This window comes from Pseudomonas anatoliensis (assembly GCF_017976235.1).
GTDB classification, from domain to species: Bacteria; Pseudomonadota; Gammaproteobacteria; order Pseudomonadales; family Pseudomonadaceae; genus Aquipseudomonas; species Aquipseudomonas anatoliensis.
This window is the reverse complement of sequence record NZ_JACVHC010000003.1, coordinates 1-21,909: the sequence shown is the minus strand read 5'-3', so window position 1 is coordinate 21,909 and position 21,909 is coordinate 1. Positions and strand designations below refer to the sequence as shown.

Here is a 21,909-nt window from a genome sequence, read left to right as displayed (position 1 = left end):
GGTCATGGCACAACCCAATCATCGCAGTCACGGTGCGCGCGCGGAAACTTGAGGTATACAATGCGCGCCATCGTGATTTAGCTCAGAAAAGGTGCGTCATGCAGCCCTTCGTAATTGCTCCGTCGATTCTCTCTGCCGACTTCGCCCGCCTCGGCGAAGAAGTAGACAACGTCCTGGCCGCTGGCGCCGACTTCGTCCACTTCGATGTCATGGACAACCACTACGTGCCCAACCTGACTATCGGCCCGATGGTCTGCGCGGCACTGCGCAAGTACGGCGTTACCGCGCCAATCGACGCGCACTTGATGGTCAGCCCGGTGGATCGCATCGTTGGCGACTTCATCGAGGCCGGCGCGACTTACATCACTTTCCACCCGGAAGCCACGCTGCACGTCGATCGCTCGCTGCAACTGATCCGCGAAGGCGGCTGCAAATCCGGTCTGGTGTTCAACCCGGCGACCCCGCTGGACGTGCTCAAGTACGTGATCGACAAAGTCGATATGGTCTTGCTGATGAGCGTCAACCCGGGTTTCGGCGGGCAGAAGTTCATTCCCGGCACCCTCGACAAACTGCGCGAAGCGCGGGCGATCATCGATGCGTCGGGCCGTGATATCCGTCTGGAAATCGACGGCGGCGTCAACGTCAACAACATCCGTGACATCGCTGCTGCTGGCGCCGACACCTTTGTCGCTGGCTCGGCGATCTTCAACGCGCCGAATTATCAGGAAGTCATCGACAAGATGCGCTCCGAACTGGCGCTGACTCGCCCATGAGCGGTTTTGAGCAGCTGTTCCCGGGCAAACTGCCACGGTTGGTGATGTTCGATCTGGATGGCACGTTGATCGACTCGGTTCCCGACCTGGCGGCAGCGGTGGACACTATGCTGCTCAGTCTCGGCCGCCAGCCTGCTGGCATCGAGTCGGTTCGCGAATGGGTAGGCAACGGCGCGCCGGTATTGGTGCGTCGGGCGCTGGCCGGCGGCATCGACCATTCGGCGGTGGATGACGTCGAGGCCGAGCACGCGCTGGAAGTTTTCATGCAAGCCTACGGCGCCAGCCATGAACTGACCGTGGTTTATCCGGGCGTACGCGACACCCTCAAATGGCTGCAAAAGCAGGGCGTGGCCATGGCCTTGATCACCAACAAGCCGGAGCGTTTCGTCGCGCCGTTGCTGGATCAGATGAAAATCGGCCGCTACTTCAAGTGGATCATCGGCGGCGATACCCTGCCGCAGCAGAAGCCTGATCCGGCGGCACTGTTCTTCGTCATGAAAATGGCCAACATCCCGGCCTCGCAGTCGCTGTTCGTGGGCGACTCGCGCAATGATGTACTGGCGGCGAAAGCGGCGGGGGTCAAGTGTGTGGCGCTGAGCTACGGCTACAACCACGGCCGACCGATTGCCGAGGAATCCCCGGCGCTGGTGATCGACGATCTGCGCAAGCTAATTCCCGGTTGCCTGGATCTGGCCGGTGGGATAACGTTGCCCGACGCTGTTCAACCCCCTTCTGGAAACGCCATCGTGGTGGTCACCCGCAAACTCTGGATGAAAGTCATCAAGGCCCTGGCCCGTTGGCGTTGGCGCGCCTGACTTGTTCCTGGCCGGCCTGCCGGCGCGTTTGCACACCTGACTGATAAAACCTCACACCACGAGGCACCCTATGATCCGCGAAGAATTCCTGCGCTTGGCCGCTGACGGCTACAACCGCATCCCGTTGGCCTGCGAAACCCTGGCCGACTTCGACACACCGCTGTCGATCTACCTGAAACTGGCCGACCAGCCCAACTCCTACCTGCTCGAATCGGTGCAGGGTGGCGAGAAATGGGGCCGTTACTCGATCATCGGCCTGCCGTGCCGCACCGTGCTGCGGGTGCATGACCATCACGTCAGCATCACCGTCGATGGCGTCGAGACTGAAAGCCACGACGTTGAAGACCCACTGGCCTTCGTCGAAACCTTCAAGGCCCGTTACAACGTGCCGACCATCGCTGGTCTGCCGCGTTTCAACGGTGGTCTGGTGGGTTATTTCGGTTACGACTGCGTGCGTTATGTCGAGAAACGTCTGGGCAAATGCCCGAACCCGGATCCACTGGGCGTGCCGGATATTCTGCTGATGGTCTCCGATGCGGTCGTCGTGTTCGACAACCTTGCCGGCAAGATGCACGCGATCGTGCTGGCTGACCCAGCGCAGGCGGATGCCTACGAACAAGGTCAGGCGCGTTTGCAGCAATTGCTTGAGCAACTGCGCCAGCCGATCACGCCGCGTCGTGGTCTGGACTTCAGCAAGCAGCAGTCGGCCGACCCGGTGTTCCGCTCCAGTTTCACCCAGAACGATTACGAAAAAGCCGTCGACACCATCAAGGAATACATCCTTGCCGGTGACTGCATGCAGGTCGTGCCGTCGCAGCGCATGTCGATCGACTTCAAGGCTGCGCCGATCGACCTGTATCGCGCACTGCGTTGCTTCAACCCGACGCCGTACATGTACTTCTTCAACTTCGGCGACTTCCATGTCGTCGGCAGTTCGCCGGAAGTGCTGGTGCGGGTCGAAGACAACCTGATCACCGTGCGCCCGATTGCCGGTACTCGCCCACGCGGGGCTACTGAAGAGGCTGATCTGGCGCTGGAAGAAGACTTGCTGTCGGATGACAAAGAGATCGCCGAGCACTTGATGCTGATCGATCTGGGTCGTAACGATACCGGGCGCGTCTCGGAAATCGGTTCGGTGAAACTCACCGAAAAAATGGTCATCGAGCGTTATTCCAACGTGATGCACATCGTGTCCAACGTTACCGGTCAGTTGAAGGCCGGGTTGACGGCGATGGACGCACTGCGAGCGATTCTGCCGGCGGGCACCTTGTCCGGTGCGCCGAAGATTCGTGCGATGGAAATCATCGACGAGCTGGAGCCGGTCAAGCGTGGCGTGTATGGCGGCGCGGTCGGTTACTTCGCCTGGAACGGCAACATGGACACCGCGATTGCGATTCGCACCGCCGTAATCAAGAACGGCGAGCTGCACGTGCAGGCCGGTGGCGGCATCGTCGCCGATTCGGTGCCGGCGCTGGAATGGGAAGAAACCCTGAACAAGCGCCGCGCGATGTTCCGCGCGGTGGCCCTGGCTGAACAAACCCCGGACGCCTGAGCCAACACAAAACCCTGTAGGAGTGAGCCTGCTCGCGATAGCGGTGGGTCAGTCAACAAAATCTGTTGAATGTTAATCCGCCATCGCGAGCAGGCTCACTCCTACAGTTGGTCGTATGTAGCCCAGTAAAAAAGCGGCGCCTGTGAGGGCGCCGCTTTTTTGTGCCTGCGATTTAGAAATCCAGCACCACCCCGACGTTGATCCCTTGCTGGGTAAAGTCATCATCCTTGCGGACGTTGTAGCTGGCACGTAGCGCCAGGTCTTTGGTGAGGTTGTGGCTCACGCCCAGGTTCAAGCGATTGAGGTTGGTCTGCGGGGTGTAGCCTTCCAGGGTGTACTGGTTGCCCGGCAGGCTGTTGAGATTCATCGTCACATCCTGAGCGTCATCGTTGTACTCACGTTCGTGAGCCAATTCGCCGAACACCTGGGTTTGCGAAGTGATCTGGTATTTGCCTTGAATCCCCAGACCGAGACGCCGGGAGATGCGCGACTGGTCATCGAATGTCAGCGCGGTGGAGTCAGCGCCGTCCTCCGAATAGCCATCGACTTCGACCTTGGCGAAATCAGCACTCACGAAGGGTGACAGGTGCCATGGGCTGCTCGCCTCTGGCGCGATGTCGTAACCCACGCGTCCGCTGAAGGCCAAAACATAACCGTCGGTGTCGCCTTTCTCGCCGCGCTCGTTCGTACCCAACTGGAATTTACGCTTGAGGCTGTCGTAATCCAGGTGCCCGGCGGTCACGGCCGCGTCACCCCACCAGCGGTTCTGCTGGTACTGGGCGAAAGCGGTGCCCATGTAGGTGTTCAGCTTGTAGTCGGAATCATGCTCGCCTGCTTCGAGTTTCTGGTTGTAGAAACCGGCCGCCAGGCCAACGCGCCAGGCGTCGTTGAGGCGGTAGCTGCCACCGATGTTCAAGTTGTAGCCATTGCCGTCGGCGCTGGCACCGCTGTCCTGGCTGTCGAAGTCCTGATGTTGGCCGCCGCCGGCGACAATCGCGCGCCATTGGCCAACGCCTTGCCAGTTTTGCCAGTCCGCCAGCCACTGGTTACGCAGTTCATCCTGATGCGAGCGCAGGGTGCCTTGCGCCATCTCTGGCAACAGGGTCGCTTCCCACGGTGCAGCCAGCAGCGAGTAAGCGTAATCGGCGATCAGGCGCTGGCCGGCTTCGGTGGGGTGAACTGCATCGTTGTAGATCAGCTTGGTCGGGTCTGGCGTCGCACTGTTGATCCCGTACCGGGCATTCTCGGTGCAGCCGTTACCGCTGAAGCAGGTGGCGCTGAGGTTCTGGTCGGTGGCCAGACCGAACTGGCCCGGGTTGGCAAACGACTCTTTGAGCAGCACCGGAATGTTCAGTGGAATCACGTTAGCGTTGACGCGCTGCAACTGGCTGACCAGTTCGGTGTTGAACTGATCGCTGAGCTGGGACGTTAACGCTTGCAGTGGAGTGCCATTGAAGGCCGGGGTGAAGCCGATGTCCGGCAGCAGCCATACCATGATGTAACGGGCGCCGGCTTGTTGCAGGGTTTGCGCGCTGCTCGCCAGGCGATCAGCCGCAGCGCTGGCCTGTGGCAGACTGGTCACGCGCCCCTGAAGGAAGTCATTGCCGCCCCCCGAGAGGTAATACAACGCATTCGGATCGGCGCGAAAACCGTTCGACGGCAGGTAACCGGCGCGGGTGCGTTCGCCGGTGGCGGATTGCGTGGTGATTGAATCGAGAATCTGGTCGGTACGATAACCGCCTACCGCCCAGTTGTTACCATCGGCCAGGCCTTCGCCGGCGCGTACTGCCGATGATGAAGATGCCGTCTGATCCGGCGAGAACCCCAGTTTGCCGCCGAGGATCTGCGTCGCATTGAGCGAGCGCAATTCGCCGCTGCCATCCAGATACACCGGGCCGGTACGGTTGGTGTACCGCTGGGTGGCGCCGTCCGGGCCGCCGCTGTCGCTAAAGGTGCCGGCGTCATTGAGGCTGTCGCCGAAAACAATGAAATTCGAATAAGGATTGGGCGCGGCATTCGCCTGCGCACAGGCCAGTGCGAGCAAGCAGCTGGCCAGCGGTACAAACAACGTCTGTTTGATCATGAGCAAGTCCGTTTATTTATTGTTGTAGGTGAACAAAACGACAGTACCAAAAACTTCCGGCCTTCTGCCATCGGTCGCGAATCCTCAACTGGATTTATCCACCAAAGGCCCGGCCATATTGCACGCTCCGCCCAGCTAAGTTACTGTGCCCGAACGTATGAACGAGACCTTCCCCGTGTTGATCACCAGCAAACTTCTGGATCAAGTCATCAAGGCACACGCCCGTTGGCGTTGGCGCGCCTGAATCTTTTCTGCCGGCCCGGCCGGATCTGTATCGCTTTGCCTTCCTTGCTCGTTTGAATTGCCGCTTTGCCGACGCCTCTTGTGCGTCCGACATCGTGCAGCGCCCTGCGGGCAAGTCATCTGAAGGCTGTCTTCAAGTCAGAATTCAAAGAGGTTCGAAACGCCATGTTGCTGATGATCGACAACTACGACTCCTTTACTTACAACGTTGTGCAATACCTCGGCGAGCTGGGTGCCGAAGTCAAAGTCGTGCGCAACGACGAATTGACCATCGCCGAAATCGAAGCGCTCAACCCTGAGCGCATCGTGGTGTCTCCCGGGCCTTGCACGCCGACCGAAGCCGGTATTTCCATCGAGGCTATCAAGCACTTCGCTGGCAAACTGCCGATTCTTGGCGTCTGCCTCGGCCACCAGTCCATCGGCCAGGCCTACGGCGGTGACGTGGTGCGCGCCCGTCAGGTAATGCACGGTAAGACTAGTCCGGTATTCCACGAGGACAAGGGCGTTTTCGCCGGTCTGAATCATCCGCTGACAGTCACCCGCTACCACTCCCTGATCGTCAAGCACGATACTTTGCCCGATTGCCTGGAACTGACCGCGTGGACGCAACACGATGACGGTTCAGTCGACGAAATCATGGGCCTGCGTCACAAGACCCTGAACATTGAGGGCGTACAGTTTCACCCCGAGTCGATCCTGACTGAACAGGGCCATGAACTGTTTGCCAACTTCCTCAAACAAACCGGCGGCACGCGCTAAGGACTTCCCATGAATATCAAGACAGCCCTGAGCCGTATCGTCGAGCACCTCGACCTCAGCACCGATGAAATGCGCGATGTGATGCGCGAAATCATGACCGGCCAATGCAGCGACGCACAGATCGGCGCGTTCATGATGGCCATGCGCATGAAGAGCGAGAGCATCGACGAAATCGTTGGCGCCGTGTCGGTCATGCGTGAGCTGGCCGATCAAGTCGAACTGAAAACACTCGACGGCGTGGTCGACGTGGTTGGCACCGGTGGTGACGGCGCCAACATTTTCAACGTATCCACTGCTTCTTCCTTTGTGGTTGCCGCTGCCGGTTGCACCGTAGCCAAGCACGGTAATCGCGCGGTATCGGGCAAGAGCGGCAGCGCCGATTTGCTTGAAGCGGCCGGCATCTATCTCAACCTGACGCCGGTTCAAGTCGCCCGTTGCATCGACAACGTCGGCATCGGTTTCATGTTTGCCCAGACCCATCACAAAGCCATGAAGTACGCCGCCGGCCCGCGCCGCGATCTCGGCCTGCGTACGCTGTTCAACATGCTCGGCCCGCTTACGAATCCGGCCGGTGTGAAACATCAGGTGGTGGGCGTGTTCACTCAGGCCTTGTGCCGGCCTCTGGCCGAAGTCTTGCAGCGTCTGGGCAGTAAACATGTGCTGGTGGTGCATTCAAAGGACGGTCTGGACGAGTTCAGTCTCGCCGCGCCGACTTATGTCGCCGAGCTGAAAAACAACGAAATCACCGAATACTGGGTCGAGCCGGAAGATCTGGGCATGAAGAGCCAGAGCCTGCACGGCTTGTCGGTCGACGGCCCGGAAGCGTCGCTGGCGCTGATCCGCGATGCACTGGGCAAGCGCAAAACCGAAAACGGCCAGAAAGCCGCTGAAATGATTGTGCTCAACGCCGGTGCAGCGCTCTACGCCGCCGACGTCGCCAGCAGTTTGAAACAGGGCGTGGAGCTTGCGCACGACGCCCTGCATACCGGCCTCGCTCGGGAGAAACTCGAGGAGCTGGGTGCCTTTACCGCGGTATTCAGAGTGGAGAATGAAGGATGAGTGTACCGACGGTTCTGGAAAACATTCTGGCCCGCAAAGTTCAGGAAGTCGCCGAGCGTAGCGCCCGCGTGAGCCTGAGCGAGCTGGAAAGTCTGGCCAAGGCGGCCGATGCACCACGCGGTTTTGCCCAGGCATTGCTGGCGCAGGCCAAGAAGAAACAACCAGCGGTCATTGCCGAAATCAAGAAGGCTTCGCCGAGCAAAGGCGTGATCCGTGAGAACTTCGTTCCGGCCGACATCGCCAAAAGCTACGAGAAGGGCGGGGCGACCTGTCTTTCTGTGCTGACCGACATCGATTACTTCCAAGGCGCCGACGCTTATCTGCAACAGGCGCGCGCCGCGTGCAAGTTGCCGGTGATCCGCAAGGACTTCATGATCGATCCGTACCAGATCGTCGAAGCCCGTGCGCTGGGCGCCGACTGTGTGCTGCTGATCGTCTCCGCGCTGGACGATGTGAAAATGGCCGAACTGGCTGCGGTGGCCAAAGGCGTCGGTCTCGATGTGCTGGTGGAAGTGCACGACGGTGATGAACTGGAGCGCGCGTTGAAAACACTCGACACGCCACTGGTCGGCGTCAACAACCGCAACCTGCATACCTTCGACGTCAGCCTGGAAACCACCCTCGATCTGTTGCCGCGTATTCCGCGCGATCGTCTGGTGATCACCGAGAGCGGCATCCTCAATCGTGCCGATGTCGAGTTGATGGAAATCAGCGACGTGTATGCGTTCCTGGTGGGCGAGGCATTTATGCGTGCGGAAAGCCCGGGCACTGAATTGCAGCGTCTGTTCTTCCCAGAGCGCGGTGTCGCAATCAGCGGTTCGACCCTCGTCTGACTACCGTTAGACCGAGTTGACGGCATCGCGAGCAGGCTCACTCCTACACTTGGAATGCGTTCCCCTGTAGGAGTGAGCCTGCTCGCGATGGCGTCATTAGAAACTCTACAGATTGAACTGTCTGGCGGATAACTTGATGACTCCAACCTCCCTCCCCATCGAAGCGGGCCTCCAGGCCGAACAAGACTTGCTCGCCTCAGTCTGTGCCGGCGACTCAGAGTTCGGCCTTCTATTCTGGCAGCCCAATGACCGCGCCCTGGTCATGCCTCGCCGCCTCAATCGTCTACCCGGTTTCGATCACGCCTGCGAAGTTTCCGCCGCCGCCGGCTGGCCAGTGCTCCTTCGCGAAACGGGCGGTGAACCTGTTCCGCAATCAGCCTCGACCATCAACATCGCGCTGGTCTACGCACCACCGCGCAGCGAAGGCGATCTGAATCGCATCGAAACGGGCTACCGGCGTCTTTGCGATCCGATTTGTCAGTTGCTGGATGAGTTGGGCGGTACGTCGTCACTGGGTGAAATTGACGGGGCGTTCTGCGACGGTCGCTTCAACGTCAATCTCGACGGCCGCAAAATGGTCGGCACCGCCCAACGCTGGCGTCAGAGTCAGGGGGGGCAGCGTCCGGTGGGTCTGGTGCACGGTGCGATGTTGATGGATGACGAGCGCGAATCGATGGTGGCGGCGGTCAATCGCTTCAACGAAGCTTGTGGCCTCGAGCATCGGGTACGCGCGCAAAGCCACATTGCCCTGCATGAAAAATTCAACGCGCCACAGGCATTGGCGCGTCTTGATGAGCTGTTTCGATTGATGCTGGCGCAGATGTACAGCGCCTGAGTTTCGAGCTTACCGCGTACCGAAGACCACCATGGTCTTGCCTTTCACGTCGACCAGGTTGCGTTCCTCAAGATCCTTGAGCACGCGACCGACCATCTCTCGCGAGCAGCCGACAATTCGCCCGATTTCCTGACGCGTCACCTTGATCTGCATGCCGTCGGGATGGGTCATCGCGTCCGGCTGTTTGCACAGTTCCAGCAGGCAACGGGCGACACGACCGGTCACGTCGAAGAACGCCAGATCGCCGACCTTGCGCGTGGTGTTGCGCAAGCGTTGTGCGATTTGTCCGCTGAGCACGTAAAGAATGTCTGGATCCTGCTGCGACAATTCACGGAATTTCACGTAACTGATTTCCGCAACTTCGCATTCGACCTTGGCCCGCACCCAGGCGCTGCGTTGCTGTTCCTGGCCAGCCTGTTCGAACAGGCCCAATTCACCGAAGAAGTCCCCGGCGTTGAGGTAAGCGATGATCATCTCGCGACCGTCGTCGTCTTCGATCAGGATCGTCACCGAACCCTTGATGATGAAGTACAACGTATCCGAACGGTCGCCGGCGCAGATGATGTTGCTCTTGGCTGCATGACGACGACGCTGACAATGCATCAGCAGCTTGTCGAGGTTCTTGATTTTGGGTGTGGGGGTAATAGCAACCATGGTTGTATCCCGAAAAGACTGCACGGTGATGTTTGATTTTTTTATGAGGCGCTGAAGGCGGTCGCTACACAGCTGGCATGGGCGCCAGCGAATTGGCGCCAGCTTACCAGACACTTCGTCGCAAATTCGAGAAATTACCTACACAGTTGGAGCATTCGTCCTAGGAATGCTGCTCGCTGTCAGGGCAATCCCCTGTGCTAAGCTGGCGACCCTTTTTTTACAGTGGAGTCTGGGCGATGAAGGCACGCATCCAATGGGCTGGCGAAGCCATGTTCCTCGGCGAATCCGGTAGCGGTCATGTCGTGGTCATGGACGGTCCGCCGGACGCCGGTGGTCGTAATCTGGGTGTCCGCCCGATGGAAATGCTCCTGCTGGGTGTCGGCGGTTGCAGCAACTTCGACGTGGTCAGCATTCTGAAGAAGTCCCGCCAGGCCGTTGAAAGCTGTGAAGCCTTCCTCGAAGCCGAGCGTGCGACCGAAGACCCGAAGGTGTTCACCAAGATCCACATGCACTTTGTGGTCAAGGGCCGTGGGCTAAAAGAAGCCCAGGTCAAACGCGCCATCGAACTGTCTGCCGAGAAGTATTGCTCGGCTTCGATCATGCTTGGCGCGGCTGGCGTGGCGATCACCCACGATTACGAAATCGTCGAACTCGGTTGAAGCGACATTCAACTATCATAAAGGCAGTGCAGACTCTGGCGATCCCCCACTGACGTCTGCATAATGCGCCACTTTTTTCAGGGCAGTGACCGGTCAGCCGACAGGTCATCCGCCTGAACAGATAACCAAAATCGCCATAGCGAAGAGGTGTTAACGGTCCTACGCAGGTGCGTTGTTCGCATTTGACGGGCATGCTTGATCACGCGGCTGTGCCGCATACATAGAGAGTTTTTAACGGTGAAAAGCAAACTCAAGCTCCACGGGTTCAATAACCTGACAAAGACCTTGAGCTTCAACATCTATGACATCTGCTACGCGGAAACCCCGCAAGACCAGCAGGCGTACGTCGAGTACATCAATCAAGAGTACAACGCCGAACGTCTGACGCAGATCCTCACGGAAGTTGTAGAAATCATTGGTGCCAACATTCTGAACATTGCGAGTCAGAACTATGAGCCTCAGGGTGCCAGTGTCACAATTCTGATCTCGGAAGAGCCGGTGACCCCGACTGAAAGCCAGATCGAAGAATCGCCAGGTCCGTTGCCCGAAATTATCCTGGCCCACCTCGACAAGAGTCACATCACGGTGCATACCTATCCGGAAATCCATCCGGACGCCGGTATTGCGACTTTCCGTGTAGACATCGATGTGTCGACCTGTGGTGTCATTTCACCGCTTAAAGCGCTCAATTTCCTCATTCACCAGTTCGATTCGGACATCGTGACCGTGGATTACCGTGTGCGCGGCTTCACCCGTGACGTTGAGGGCAACAAGCACTTCATCGACCACGAGATCAATTCGATCCAGAACTACCTTTCCCAAGACACTCGCGACGCGTATCAGATGACCGACGTGAACGTGTACCAGGAAAACCTGTTCCACACCAAAATGCTGCTGAAGAACTTCGAACTGGACAACTACCTGTTCGGCGACGCCACCAGCAATCTGTCGTCTGAGCAACGTGCCCAGGTGACTGATCGTGTGAAACACGAGATGCTGGAAATCTTCTACGCGCGCAACATGCCGACGTAAGAGTTTCAGGCACAAAAAAGGCGACCTTTCGGTCGCCTTTTTTTTGTTTCGCTACAGGACCCTGTGGGAGCTGGCTTGCCAGCGATAAGTCCCTGTCTGACGATGCAAACTTTAGATCCGATAAGTACTCTTGGTCATCACCTTGGCCAACAGACTCATCCCGAACTTCACCGGCGCCGGAAACCGGAAACCACCCGCGTCCAGCGCACTCTCGGCATGATGCTCTTCATCAATGCGCATCTGTTCAAGGATCGCCCGGGACTTTTCGTCCTCGACTGGCAGTTGCTCCAGGTGCTCGTTCAAGTGCTTGCATACCTGATGCTCGGTCGCCGCAACAAACCCGAGGCTGACCTTGTCGCTGATCAGACCGGCCACAGCGCCAATCCCGAACGACATGCCATAGAACAGCGGATTGAGCACGCTGGTATGACTGCCCAACTGGTGAATACGCTGTTCGCACCAGACCAGATGGTCAATCTCTTCTTCGGCTGCGTGCTCCATGGCCTTGCGCACTTGTGGCAGCTTGGCGGTCAGCGCCTGTCCCTGATACAGCGCCTGGGCACAGACTTCGCCGGTGTGGTTGATGCGCATCAGCCCGGCGACGTGGCGGGTGTCTTCGTCGCTCATCTGGGTTTCCGGCTGCAGAATCGCCGGTGATGGACGGTACGGCTGGCCGCTGAAGGGCAGCAAGGTACGCATCGCGGCATCGGCTTGCAGCAGAAGACGGTCAATCGGCGAGTAGTGACGTTGGGTAGTCATGCTGACCTCCGGGAAGAATCTCGGCGGCCAGTTTAACCGAATCGGCCGGAGAAGGTTTGCGCTGGGTCATTTGTGGCTGTTCATGCTTGATGACGCTTCATGTAGGAGCGGCCCGAGCCTTCGGCAGCTCCTACACAGGTCGCGCTGGATCAGCCCGGCGGCCAGTTCATCTGGCGTTGTCCGAGTACGTGCATATGAATGTGGTAGACGGTCTGCCCACCCTTTTCATTGCAGTTCATGACGACCCGGAAACCCTCTTCACAGCCCAGTTCCAGTGCCAGACGTTGCGCGGTAAACAGGATATGCCCGGCCAGTGCCTTGTCGTCTTCGGTCAGGTCATTGAGGGTGCGCACCGGTTTTTTTGGGATCACCAGAAAATGCACCGGTGCCTGAGGGGCGATATCGTGGAAGGCCAGAACCTGGTCGTCCTCGTAGATGATGTTGGCCGGGATTTCCCGGTTGATGATCTTGGTGAACAGAGTATCCACTGCTGTTTTCTCCGTTGTTTGGGCTGGTCTGAGTGTACTCATGGGGACTGAACCCGCCCAGTGTTTTGCCGTAGGACAGATCAGCGCGGGCAGTAGGCCTTGTTGACCATGCCGACGATGGTGCGGTTCAGCCAGCGCGAACCCAGTCGCGGTAAAAACGCGACCCAGCGGTTGCGCCGACCCGGAATGATGATCGCGCGATTTTTCTCCAGCGCGCGAACGGTATAGAGCGCGACTTCTTCGGGGCTCATCAGCATTTTGCTGTCTTTGAGTTTGTCACTGTTCAACTGCGCAGTGCTGAAAAAAGCCGTGCGGGTCGGGCCTGGGCAGAGCACCGAAACTTTCACCGCGCTTTGCTTGAGCTCAACTCGCAATGCTTCGGAGAAGTGCAGCACATAAGCCTTGCTGGCGTAATAGGTGCTCATCCACGGGCCAGGATTGAACGCCGCCACGGAGGCAACGTTGAGAATCTGTCCGCCACCCTGCAGCGCCATGCTGTTGCCAATCGCATGGCACAGGCGGGTGAGGGCGAGGATGTTTACTTCGATCAGGTCCTGCTCGGTCATCCAGTCCTGAGCCAGGAAAGGGCCGCAAGTACCGATGCCGGCGCAGTTCACCAACAGGTCGATTTGCCGGTCACCTTCTTCCAGCTCCAGCAAGAAGCCGGACAGGCGCAGCGGTTCGCCCAGATCGCAGGCACGGAACAGGACCTCGACGCCGAAGCGCTGGGTCAGTTCGATTGCAATACTTTCCAGCTGATCACGCTGTCGTGCCACCAGAATCAGGCTGCGGCCGCGCCGGGCCAGCGCTTCGGCCATGGCCAGGCCGATGCCGCTGGAGGCGCCAGTGATCAGAGCGTAACGGGTCATGCAGTTCTCCATCGCAACAGCTCCGCGCCAGCGACGCGGGTGTCACGGCGGGGAGCGCTGTTCATTCTTCCGCAGAGTCTACAGGGGCCTGCGCCGCTTCGGCTGCTTCGTCGCTGGAATTCGCTGCCGGTTCGACCTCTACTTCAACTTCATCGGTGGTCATCGAGCCGCTGTCGTAGCTGCTTTCGAGGCTGGTTTCGTATTCCTGCTGGATGGCCGAAATCCCGCCGAGTATCCCGCCCAAGAAAAACAACCCGATAAAGACGATCCACAGTGCACTCAAAACCTTGACTGCTGTGTTGTTGGGCGGAGGTGGTGGCCCGTATCGGTTGGCACCGGTATTGCCCGGCACGACCATGAGTACAAAAGGAAAGATGCTGCCCACGAATGGGACCAGGGTCAGCAACCACAGCCAGCCGGACCAACCGATATCGTGCAGGCGTTGCACGGTGAAGAAAATGCTGATGACGATAAGCGCCAAACCCAGAAAGAGCGCGACGATGCCGCCGATGATCAGTCCGCTGGTGGATTCTGTGCTGACCAGTCCCACGGCAATCAGCGCGAAAATGCTGATGATCGGCAGGCTTACCAATGTCACGACCATCGTCCAGGCCAAGAAGCGCAAACGACCGATCCGGCCTTCCACACCAAGCGGTTTGAGCGGTGCAAACCCTGCGAAGGTTTCACCGACGCTGGCCCGCGGTGGCGCATAAGGCGAAATGGGCTCTGCCACGGCAGCGGATTGTTCGCGTACGTCCGAGAGGTTCAGCTCGATGGCTGTTTCGGCTTCGATCCGGGCGTCGATCCCGGTTTTGTTCAATGCTTGCAGATAGGTCTGCGCTTCGCTGTGAGACAGATCGCGCTTGAGTGCCACGGTGCTGCCGTTGAACAGCCGCTCAATGCTGGCCACTTCGCTTTTGAATAGATCTGCGAGATTAAGCTTGGCGGTGGTGATATCGACACCGGGCTGTAGAGCTCCATCGAAAACGATCTTGTAACGGGGGTCGCTCATGGCCGAGGCATCCTTGTCGCGATAGATTGAAAGGTCGTCAGTGTAAAGCCAGTCCGCTAGCGACTGGCCTGATTTTTTCTTAGCGCGGCCAGCGTTGCGGCAACTGCGCGGCACGTTCCTGAGCCTGCCGGTATTCAGTGTCGAGGCGGGTGATCAACTGATCCACGCTGGGCAGATCATCAATCTGCCCGACACCCTGACCGGCAGACCAGACAGTCTTCCAGGCTTTGGCTTCATCGCTGATCGGCTTGAGCTTGTCACCGAAATTGACTTCGCCTTTGCCTTGCAGCGCCGCCAGGTCGAAACCCGCAGCCTCGAGGCTTTGGCGCATGAAGCTGGCCGGCACCCCCGACACCGCTGGAGTATGAATGATGTCGGCTGCTTTGGCTGTCAGCAGCATCTCCTTGTAGGCGTCAGGCGCATGACTTTCGGTGGTGCCGATAAATCGCGTACCGAAGTAGGCCAAATCCGCACCGAGCAATTGAGCGGCCAGAATCTCATGGCCATGGTTCAAACATCCTGCAAGCAATAGCGTTTTGTCGAAGAACTGACGGATCTCGGCGATCAGCGCAAATGGACTCCACGTACCTGCATGGCCCCCGGCGCCGGCTGCGACGGCAATCAAACCATCGACGCCAGCCTCGGCGGCTTTCTCGGCATGGCGGCGAGTGGTTACATCATGGAAGACCAAGCCTCCATAACTGTGCACCGCGTCGACTAAATCTTTCACCGCGCCGAGGCTGGTGATGACGATCGGCACTTTATGTTCGACGCAAATAGCCAGGTCCGCCTGCAAGCGCGGGTTGCTGTTGTGAACGATCAGGTTCACCGCATACGGCGCCGGATTGTCCAGTGTCGCCAGGCCCGCCTCGATCTGCTCCAGCCAGGCTTTGAACCCGCTGCTTTCGCGCTGGTTCAGCGCCGGGAAGCTGCCGACCACGCCATTACGGCAGCAGGCCAGTACCAGTTCCGGGTTGGAAATCAGGAACATCGGCGCCACCACTACAGGCAAGCGCAGACGTTGTTCGAGCAGAACGGGCAGCGACATTAGGAACACCCCAAAGATTTGTACTGGTTGAAGTTAGAACGGCTTGACCACCACCAGAATTACGATAGCCAGCAATATCAGAACCGGCACTTCATTGAACCAGCGATAAAAGACATGGCTGCGGGTGTTCTCGCCACGGGCAAAACGTTTTACCTGCGCGCCGCACATGTGGTGGTAGCCGATCAGCAAGACGACAAGGGTCAGCTTGGCGTGAATCCAGCCGCCCATGCTGAAAATGCTCGGGTTGAGGTAGATCAGCCAGCCACCGAAGATCAGCGTGGCGATCATCGCCGGGCCCATGATGCCGCGATAGAGCTTGCGCTCCATGACGCTGAAGCGTTCTTTGCTGATCGTGTCTTCACTCTGTGCGTGATAAACGAACAGCCGCGGCAGGTAGAACAGCCCGGCAAACCAGCACACGAGGCTGACGATATGAAACGCTTTGATCCACAGATAGAGCATTTTTAGTTATTCCCAGGTTCACGGTAGCCTGGATAGTAGAGGCTTGAGCGTCCGCACGTCACCTTGACGGTTGTCGCAGGCGCGCGCGGCCCCTATTATCGACGGCTTTCCAGTGGGTTCGTTGAGGGCAGGTTTATGGTCAAGGTCGGTATCGTCGGCGGCACGGGTTACACCGGTGTCGAACTGCTGCGTCTGTTGGCACAGCATCCGCAGGCAGAAGTGGCAGTCATCACTTCCCGATCCGAGGCCGGTCTGGCCGTGGCTGATATGTACCCGAACCTGCGCGGTCATTACGACGGCTTGGCCTTCAGCGTGCCGGACATCAAAACCCTCGGCGCTTGCGACGTGGTGTTCTTCGCCACGCCGCACGGTGTCGCTCACGCTCTGGCGGGTGAGCTGCTGGCGGCAGGTACGAAGGTCATCGATCTGTCGGCAGACTTCCGTCTGCAAGACGCTGAGGAATGGGCCAAGTGGTACGGTCAGCCGCACGGCGCACCAGAGTTGCTGGATGAGGCGGTCTACGGTCTGCCGGAAGTCAATCGTGAGCAAATCAGGAAAGCCCGTTTGATCGCAGTGCCAGGGTGCTATCCGACGGCTACGCAATTGGGTTTTCTGCCGCTGCTTGAAGCAGGTCTGGCCGACACCTCGCGTTTGATTGCCGACTGCAAATCCGGTGTCAGCGGTGCCGGTCGCGGCGCGGCTGTAGGCTCGTTGTACTCCGAGACGTCGGAAAGCATGAAGGCTTATGCGGTGAAAGGTCACCGTCATCTGCCGGAAATTCGCCAGGGTTTGCGTCGTGCGGTGGGCAAGGATGTTGGTCTGACCTTCGTGCCTCACCTGACTCCGATGATCCGTGGGATTCACTCCACGCTTTACGCGACAGTGGTTGATCGCTCGGTTGATCTGCAGGCGCTGTTTGAAAAGCGTTATGCCAACGAACCGTTCGTCGATGTCATGCCGGCTGGCAGCCATCCGGAGACCCGCAGCGTGCGTGGCGCCAACGTCTGCCGCATCGCGGTTCACCGTCCACAGGATGGCGATCTGGTGGTGGTGTTGTCGGTGATCGACAATCTGGTCAAAGGCGCCTCGGGGCAGGCGGTACAGAACATGAACATCCTGTTCGGGCTGGATGAGCGTTTCGGCTTGTCTCACGCCGGTATGCTGCCGTAACACTTTAAGTCGCACAGCAAAAAGGCCCGTTGAACGGGCCTTTTTGCATTCTGAACAGCTCGTCGGCTTTATTGATATACCGTAACAATAGTTGACCGATTTTCTCGGACAAGCGGATAATGCGCGTCATCACGCATTATGGCGGCGTAACGCCGGGAGATAGTCAGCATGAGCGTCGAATCCTTCACCCCCACGGCTTTGCAATTCACCCAAGGTGCTGCGCACAAGGTGAAGAGCCTGGTCGATGAAGAGGGGAATGATCGCTTGAAGCTGCGCGTATTCGTTACGGGCGGCGGTTGTTCAGGGTTTCAATACGGTTTCACCTTCGATGAAGATGTTGCCGAGGACGACACCATTGTCGAGCGCGAAGGCGTAAGTCTGGTGGTTGATCCGATGAGCTTCCAGTACTTGGCCGGTGCGGAGGTGGACTACCAGGAAGGTCTGGAAGGTTCTCGCTTCGTGATCAAGAACCCGAATGCTTCCACGACGTGTGGTTGCGGCTCGTCGTTTTCGATCTGATCGTACTTCGCTGCACACGATAAAACGCCGCAGAGCCTTACGGTTCTGCGGCGTTTTTTATTGCCGACGTTTTGCTCAGTTTGGGTAGATGGCACCAAGTACACGCAGGCCTTTGGCGCCGGTGACGCTCGGGCGGTTGGTGGCAATGCCTTCGAGGCAGCAATGAGCCAGCCAGGCGAAAGCCATGGCTTCTACCCAGTCAGGATCTACGCCATGAGTGGCGGTGCTGGCGACTTTCGCGTTTGGCAGCAACTCGGCAAGACGATTCATCAGTGTCGCGTTGTGTGCGCCGCCACCGCAGACCAGCAGTTCGCGGGTATCCGATTGAGCGCTTTTCAGCGACTCAATAATGGTCAGCGCAGTCAGTTCGAGTAACGTTGCCTGTACGTTTTCAGCTGGGTACGCCTGCAGGCTTGCAAGGTGTTGTTCCAGCCAGGGCAGGTTGAACACTTCCCGGCCAGTACTTTTCGGGCCTTTGGTCACGAAGAACGGATCGCTGAGCAATGCTTTCAATAGGGTTGGCTCAACAGATCCGGAGGCTGCCCAATCGCCGTTACGGTCGTAATTTTCGCCACGCTGCTGCTGAATCCAGGCGTCCATCAGCACATTCCCAGGCCCGCAGTCGAAACCGGCTACAGGCTTGGTCGGCTCAATCAGACTCAGATTGCTGAAACCGCCGACATTCAAGACAGCCTGATTACCGGTACGCTCTTCGAACAAAGCTTCATGGAAGGCTGGCACCAGAGGCGCGCCTTGACCGCCGGCAGCGACATCGCGGCTGCGGAAGTCACTGACCACCGTGATACCCGTCAGCTCTGTCAGCAGGGCAGGGTTACCAATCTGTACGGTGAAACCGCGCGCTGGCTCGTGGCGAATAGTCTGGCCATGGCTGCCGATCGCACGGATAGCTTCAGGTTTGAGTTGTTGCTGGCCGAGGAGGGCATGGATGCCCTGTGCCGCGAGCCTTACCCATTTTTGCTGGGCAATCGCCGAGCGAGCGATCTCGTCGGGGCCGCTTGCGCACAAGCCAAGCAGCTCGGCGCGCAGGGATTCAGGCATGGGAATGTAGTGCGTGGCGATCAGTTTGATCGCCGAGGTTTGCTCGATCAGGGCGATGTCCAGCCCGTCGAGACTGGTTCCGGACATCACACCAATATAGAGAGGCATGGCTTAACGCTTGCTCGAAGCCAGCATGGTGGCCTTCTCTTGGTTCATGCGCGCCATCAGTGGCTGGCTCTGCGCCAGGAAACGGGCGCGTTCGGCTTTGGCGATTGGATCGGCCATTGGCAGCTTCTGGCCCAGTGGGTCGACGTGAACGCCATTGACCTGGAACTCATAGTGCAAGTGCGGGCCGGTCGACAGGCCGGTCGTGCCGATATAGCCGATCACTTGGCCCTGCTTGACGCTGCCGCCGGTCTTCACACCTTTGGCGAAGCCTTGCATGTGGCCGTAAAGCGTACGGTAAGTATTGCCGTGTTGAATGATTACAGTGTTGCCGTAGCCACCGCGGCGGCCGGCCAGCAGCACTTTGCCGTCACCGGCAGCCTTGATCGGCGTGCCGCGCGGGGCTGCGTAGTCGACGCCTTTGTGGGCGCGGATCTTGTTAAGGATTGGGTGCTTGCGGCCCATGGAGAACTTGGAACTGATGCGGGCGAAGTCCACCGGAGTGCGGATGAACGCCTTGCGCATGCTGTTGCCATCGGCAGTGTAGTAGCTGCTATTACCCTGTTTGTTGGTGTAACGCACAGCGGTGTAAGTCTTGCCGCGGTTGGTGAAGCGTGCTGACAGGATGGGGCCGGTGCCGACAGCTTTACCGTTGACCACTTTCTGTTCGTAGATCACATCGAATTCATCGCCCTGGCGAATGTCCTGAGCGAAGTCAACGTCGTAGCCGAAGACACTGGCCATATCCATGGTCAGGCTATGGGAAAGCCCGGCGCGAGCGGCGGATTGCGATAGCGAACTGTTGATTACACCGTGAGCGTAGGCGGTGCGAACGGTAGGTTTTGTAGTAATTCGGTTGAAGGTGAAGCCCTTGTCATTCTTGGTCAGGGTGATGGTTTCAACGTCGTTGACTTTGCTGTGCAGGCTTGTCAGTTGACCTTCAGGATTGAGTTCGAACTCGAGTTTCTGGCCGCGCTTGAGCTGGCTGAACTGTTTGGCTTGTTTGTCGCTGGCCAGAACGTCATGCACAGCGGTTGCAGGCAAACCGACCTTTTCGAACAGGGTCGATAGCGTATCGCCTTTTGCGACAACTACTTCTCGATGGCCAGGGGCTTGTGGTTTTTCAGCGATCGGAGCCGGGGCGGGCGCGGCTTCAGCGGTTTGTGGTGTGTTTTCTTCACTGTTTTCGATTTGGGCGAACGGCGAGGCTACAGGCTCATTTGTGGCTTGAGCGGCGTCTGCAGCGTCTTGATCTTGTGTCAGTTGTTCAGCAGGACTTTCCAGTTCAAGGCTCAGGGTTGTCTTTTTGGCTTCTACATCACTGGAGGGAAATACCAGGAGCGCCAGGCTGAGAAGGGCGGCGATTCCACTTGCAGCGAGCAGGTGGGTCTTCGGGTAAAGCGGCGGCGCTTTAGACGGTTCGGTGGTCATAGGTAATTTTGACTTTGAAAAGTGATGAATTGGAAAAGATGAATGACATGATGAAGATGAAATAACTGTATAAAATATAACCAAATCATCTCTGAAGCAAGTCTACAGACATCGCGTCTGTGGATTGGTGTCCGTGCGCCGGGCAAAACTTGTAATTGGTGCGCGATCTTGTATGGTTGGTTCCCTTTGAATCTGAGCCTTGCGGGTCTGTTATGAAGTCGGTTGAAGAGCAGCTAGCGCTGATAAAACGTGGTGCGGAAGAACTGTTGGTCGAGTCCGAGCTGATCGAGAAGCTCAAGCGCGGCCAACCGCTGCGTATCAAGGCTGGTTTTGATCCAACCGCTCCGGATCTGCACTTGGGTCATACCGTGCTTATTAATAAGCTGCGTCAGTTCCAGGAGCTGGGGCATCAGGTGATCTTCCTTATAGGGGACTTCACCGGGATGATCGGTGATCCGAGCGGCAAGAGCGCCACTCGTCCGCCGTTGACCCGTGAGCAGGTCCTGGAAAACGCCGAGACTTATAAAACTCAGGTGTTCAAAATTCTCGATCCGGCGAAAACCGAAGTTGCTTTCAACTCCACCTGGATGGATCAGATGGGGCCGGCGGACTTCATTCGTCTGACTTCGCAGTACACCGTCGCGCGCATGCTTGAGCGCGATGACTTCGACAAGCGTTACACCACCAACCAGCCAATCGCTATTCACGAGTTTCTCTATCCGCTGGTTCAGGGGTATGACTCGGTCGCTCTGCGTGCGGACGTCGAGTTGGGCGGTACCGATCAGAAGTTCAACTTGCTGATGGGGCGTGAGCTGCAGCGTGGTTATGGTCAGGAAGCTCAGTGCATTCTGACGATGCCTCTGCTCGAAGGCCTCGATGGCGTGAAGAAGATGTCCAAGTCACTGGGTAACTACGTCGGTATTCAGGAAGCGCCGGGCGTCATGTACAGCAAGCTCGTATCGATTCCGGATGCGTTGATGTGGCGTTACTTCGAATTGCTCAGCTTCCGCTCGATGGACGAGATCAATGCGTTGCGTGCTGATGTAGAAGCAGGCGTCAATCCGCGTGATGTGAAAATCAAGCTGGCTGAAGAGATCGTTGCGCGCTTCCATGGCGAAGAGGCTGCAGCGAACGCTCACCGCGCGGCGGGTAATCGTATGAAGGATGGCGATCTCCCGGATGATCTGCCGGAGATCGAGCTGGCTTCTGCTGAAGATATGCCGATTGCCGCCGTCCTTAATAAGGCTGGTCTGGTGAAGAACTCGGCGGCGGCGCGTGATCTTCTGGCGTCCGGCGGTGTACGCATAGATGGTGAGGTCGTTGATCGCTCCTTTATATATGTAGTGGGTGCGACCCACGTTTGCCAGGCTGGCAAGAAGGCTTTTGCACGTATCACGCTGAAATCTGAATAAAATCGAAAATAGCGGTTGACGGCAGATTCCAGACGTCTATAATTCGCCCCACTTCCGGCGCAGCCGAAACGGAAAACTCCTTGAGATTCAATGAGTTAAGTAGGTTTCGAGAGCGGGGCGCTTCAGTTCATCGAAGCCTGGAAGGAGTTGGAAGAGCGGTGATGTTTGGCTCTTTTAACGGTTCGATCTTCTCGGTCGAAAGCGGAGAAAAAGAGGTGTTGACAACAGCGAGTAACGCTGTAGAATTCGCCTCCCGCTAACGAGAGATCGGAAGCGCA

Annotated in this window: 22 protein-coding genes; 12 read left to right on the top strand and 10 right to left on the bottom strand. The window is 58.0% G+C overall.

Annotation, left to right across the window (positions count from 1 at the left end; translation table 11 throughout):
* Positions 1 to 98: 98 nt before the first annotated feature.
* From rpe to trpE, 3 genes are all read left to right on the top strand, one after another.
* Positions 99 to 773 carry a ribulose-phosphate 3-epimerase gene (gene rpe, locus ICA16_RS09535; RefSeq protein ID WP_150601825.1) on the top strand — a complete coding sequence of 225 codons (675 nt, stop codon included), beginning with the start codon at positions 99 to 101 and terminating at the stop codon, positions 771 to 773.
* Positions 770 to 1,588 carry a phosphoglycolate phosphatase gene (locus tag ICA16_RS09530; RefSeq protein WP_210700471.1) on the top strand — a complete coding sequence of 273 codons (819 nt, stop codon included), beginning with the start codon at positions 770 to 772 and terminating at the stop codon, positions 1,586 to 1,588. Before rpe ends, ICA16_RS09530 begins: the two co-directional genes overlap by 4 nt.
* 70 nt (positions 1,589 to 1,658) lie before the next feature.
* Complete coding sequence (gene trpE / locus ICA16_RS09525) at positions 1,659 to 3,140, top strand: anthranilate synthase component I (RefSeq protein ID WP_150601823.1); 1,482 nt, start codon at positions 1,659 to 1,661, stop codon at positions 3,138 to 3,140.
* A gap of 172 nt (positions 3,141 to 3,312) precedes the next feature.
* On the opposite strand, the gene estP is transcribed toward trpE, so the two are convergent.
* On the bottom strand, positions 3,313 to 5,223 hold the full coding sequence (gene estP / locus ICA16_RS09520; RefSeq protein ID WP_210700470.1) for an esterase EstP: 1,911 nt from the start codon (positions 5,221 to 5,223) through the stop codon (positions 3,313 to 3,315).
* A gap of 408 nt (positions 5,224 to 5,631) precedes the next feature.
* On the opposite strand from estP, the gene ICA16_RS09515 reads away from it, so the two are divergent.
* The 4 genes from ICA16_RS09515 (at position 5,632) to ICA16_RS09500 (ending at position 8,952) form a co-directional block, all read left to right on the top strand.
* On the top strand, positions 5,632 to 6,225 hold the full coding sequence (locus tag ICA16_RS09515; RefSeq protein WP_150593733.1) for an aminodeoxychorismate/anthranilate synthase component II: 594 nt from the start codon (positions 5,632 to 5,634) through the stop codon (positions 6,223 to 6,225).
* Between the two features lie 9 nt (positions 6,226 to 6,234).
* Positions 6,235 to 7,284 (top strand): anthranilate phosphoribosyltransferase, encoded by a 1,050-nt coding sequence (gene trpD, locus ICA16_RS09510; RefSeq protein WP_150601821.1) that lies wholly within the window; start codon positions 6,235 to 6,237, stop codon positions 7,282 to 7,284.
* Positions 7,281 to 8,117, top strand: a complete 837-nt coding sequence (gene trpC, locus ICA16_RS09505; RefSeq protein ID WP_210700469.1) for an indole-3-glycerol phosphate synthase TrpC — start codon at positions 7,281 to 7,283, stop codon at positions 8,115 to 8,117. Before trpD ends, trpC begins: the two co-directional genes overlap by 4 nt.
* A gap of 136 nt (positions 8,118 to 8,253) precedes the next feature.
* Entirely contained in the window at positions 8,254 to 8,952 is a 699-nt protein-coding gene (locus tag ICA16_RS09500; protein WP_414704737.1) for a lipoate--protein ligase family protein, read from the top strand.
* 9 nt (positions 8,953 to 8,961) lie between these two features.
* Here ICA16_RS09500 and crp read toward each other — a convergent pair whose 3' ends face one another.
* Entirely contained in the window at positions 8,962 to 9,606 is a 645-nt protein-coding gene (gene crp, locus ICA16_RS09495; RefSeq protein WP_150601818.1) for a cAMP-activated global transcriptional regulator CRP, read from the bottom strand.
* A gap of 236 nt (positions 9,607 to 9,842) precedes the next feature.
* Between crp and ICA16_RS09490 the strand changes: the two genes are divergently transcribed.
* Both ICA16_RS09490 and speD read left to right on the top strand, forming a co-directional pair.
* Positions 9,843 to 10,265 carry an OsmC family protein gene (locus tag ICA16_RS09490; RefSeq protein WP_003228794.1) on the top strand — a complete coding sequence of 141 codons (423 nt, stop codon included), beginning with the start codon at positions 9,843 to 9,845 and terminating at the stop codon, positions 10,263 to 10,265.
* 237 nt (positions 10,266 to 10,502) lie between these two features.
* Positions 10,503 to 11,297 carry an adenosylmethionine decarboxylase gene (gene speD / locus ICA16_RS09485; protein ID WP_210700467.1) on the top strand — a complete coding sequence of 265 codons (795 nt, stop codon included), beginning with the start codon at positions 10,503 to 10,505 and terminating at the stop codon, positions 11,295 to 11,297.
* Positions 11,298 to 11,408: 111 nt separating this feature from the next.
* Here the strand turns inward: speD and coq7 are convergent, their stop codons facing one another.
* From coq7 to hemJ, 6 genes are all read right to left on the bottom strand, one after another.
* Entirely contained in the window at positions 11,409 to 12,056 is a 648-nt protein-coding gene (coq7, locus tag ICA16_RS09480) for a 2-polyprenyl-3-methyl-6-methoxy-1,4-benzoquinone monooxygenase (RefSeq protein ID WP_047303750.1), read from the bottom strand.
* Between the two features lie 149 nt (positions 12,057 to 12,205).
* A complete protein-coding gene (locus ICA16_RS09475; RefSeq protein WP_122594836.1) occupies positions 12,206 to 12,544 on the bottom strand; it encodes a histidine triad nucleotide-binding protein in 339 nt (112 codons plus the stop codon).
* Positions 12,545 to 12,624: 80 nt separating this feature from the next.
* Positions 12,625 to 13,413 (bottom strand): SDR family NAD(P)-dependent oxidoreductase, encoded by a 789-nt coding sequence (locus tag ICA16_RS09470; protein WP_210553557.1) that lies wholly within the window; start codon positions 13,411 to 13,413, stop codon positions 12,625 to 12,627.
* Positions 13,414 to 13,474: 61 nt separating this feature from the next.
* Complete coding sequence (locus tag ICA16_RS09465) at positions 13,475 to 14,425, bottom strand: DUF805 domain-containing protein (protein WP_210553558.1); 951 nt, start codon at positions 14,423 to 14,425, stop codon at positions 13,475 to 13,477.
* Between the two features lie 79 nt (positions 14,426 to 14,504).
* The gene (locus tag ICA16_RS09460; RefSeq protein WP_210700466.1) at positions 14,505 to 15,473 is read right to left on the bottom strand and encodes an NAD(P)H-dependent flavin oxidoreductase; all 969 of its coding nucleotides are present in this window, start codon (positions 15,471 to 15,473) and stop codon (positions 14,505 to 14,507) included.
* A 33-nt stretch (positions 15,474 to 15,506) separates the two neighbouring features.
* Positions 15,507 to 15,935: a protoporphyrinogen oxidase HemJ gene (hemJ, locus tag ICA16_RS09455; RefSeq protein ID WP_150601813.1), complete on the bottom strand. Its 429-nt coding sequence runs from the start codon at positions 15,933 to 15,935 to the stop codon at positions 15,507 to 15,509.
* Between the two features lie 135 nt (positions 15,936 to 16,070).
* On the opposite strand from hemJ, the gene argC reads away from it, so the two are divergent.
* Together argC and erpA are read left to right on the top strand one after the other, a co-directional pair.
* Positions 16,071 to 17,105, top strand: coding sequence for an N-acetyl-gamma-glutamyl-phosphate reductase (gene argC, locus ICA16_RS09450; protein WP_210700465.1), 1,035 nt, complete (start codon positions 16,071 to 16,073; stop codon positions 17,103 to 17,105).
* 168 nt (positions 17,106 to 17,273) lie between these two features.
* Positions 17,274 to 17,624, top strand: a complete 351-nt coding sequence (erpA, locus tag ICA16_RS09445; protein ID WP_042561358.1) for an iron-sulfur cluster insertion protein ErpA — start codon at positions 17,274 to 17,276, stop codon at positions 17,622 to 17,624.
* A gap of 75 nt (positions 17,625 to 17,699) precedes the next feature.
* On the opposite strand, the gene ICA16_RS09440 is transcribed toward erpA, so the two are convergent.
* Together ICA16_RS09440 and ICA16_RS09435 are read right to left on the bottom strand one after the other, a co-directional pair.
* Entirely contained in the window at positions 17,700 to 18,791 is a 1,092-nt protein-coding gene (locus tag ICA16_RS09440) for an anhydro-N-acetylmuramic acid kinase (protein ID WP_210700464.1), read from the bottom strand.
* A 3-nt stretch (positions 18,792 to 18,794) separates the two neighbouring features.
* Positions 18,795 to 20,219 (bottom strand): peptidoglycan DD-metalloendopeptidase family protein, encoded by a 1,425-nt coding sequence (locus ICA16_RS09435; protein ID WP_150617717.1) that lies wholly within the window; start codon positions 20,217 to 20,219, stop codon positions 18,795 to 18,797.
* Positions 20,220 to 20,431: 212 nt separating this feature from the next.
* Here ICA16_RS09435 and tyrS point away from each other — a divergent pair, with 212 nt between their 5' ends.
* A complete protein-coding gene (gene tyrS / locus ICA16_RS09430; protein ID WP_210700463.1) occupies positions 20,432 to 21,631 on the top strand; it encodes a tyrosine--tRNA ligase in 1,200 nt (399 codons plus the stop codon).
* Positions 21,632 to 21,909 lie beyond the last annotated feature (278 nt).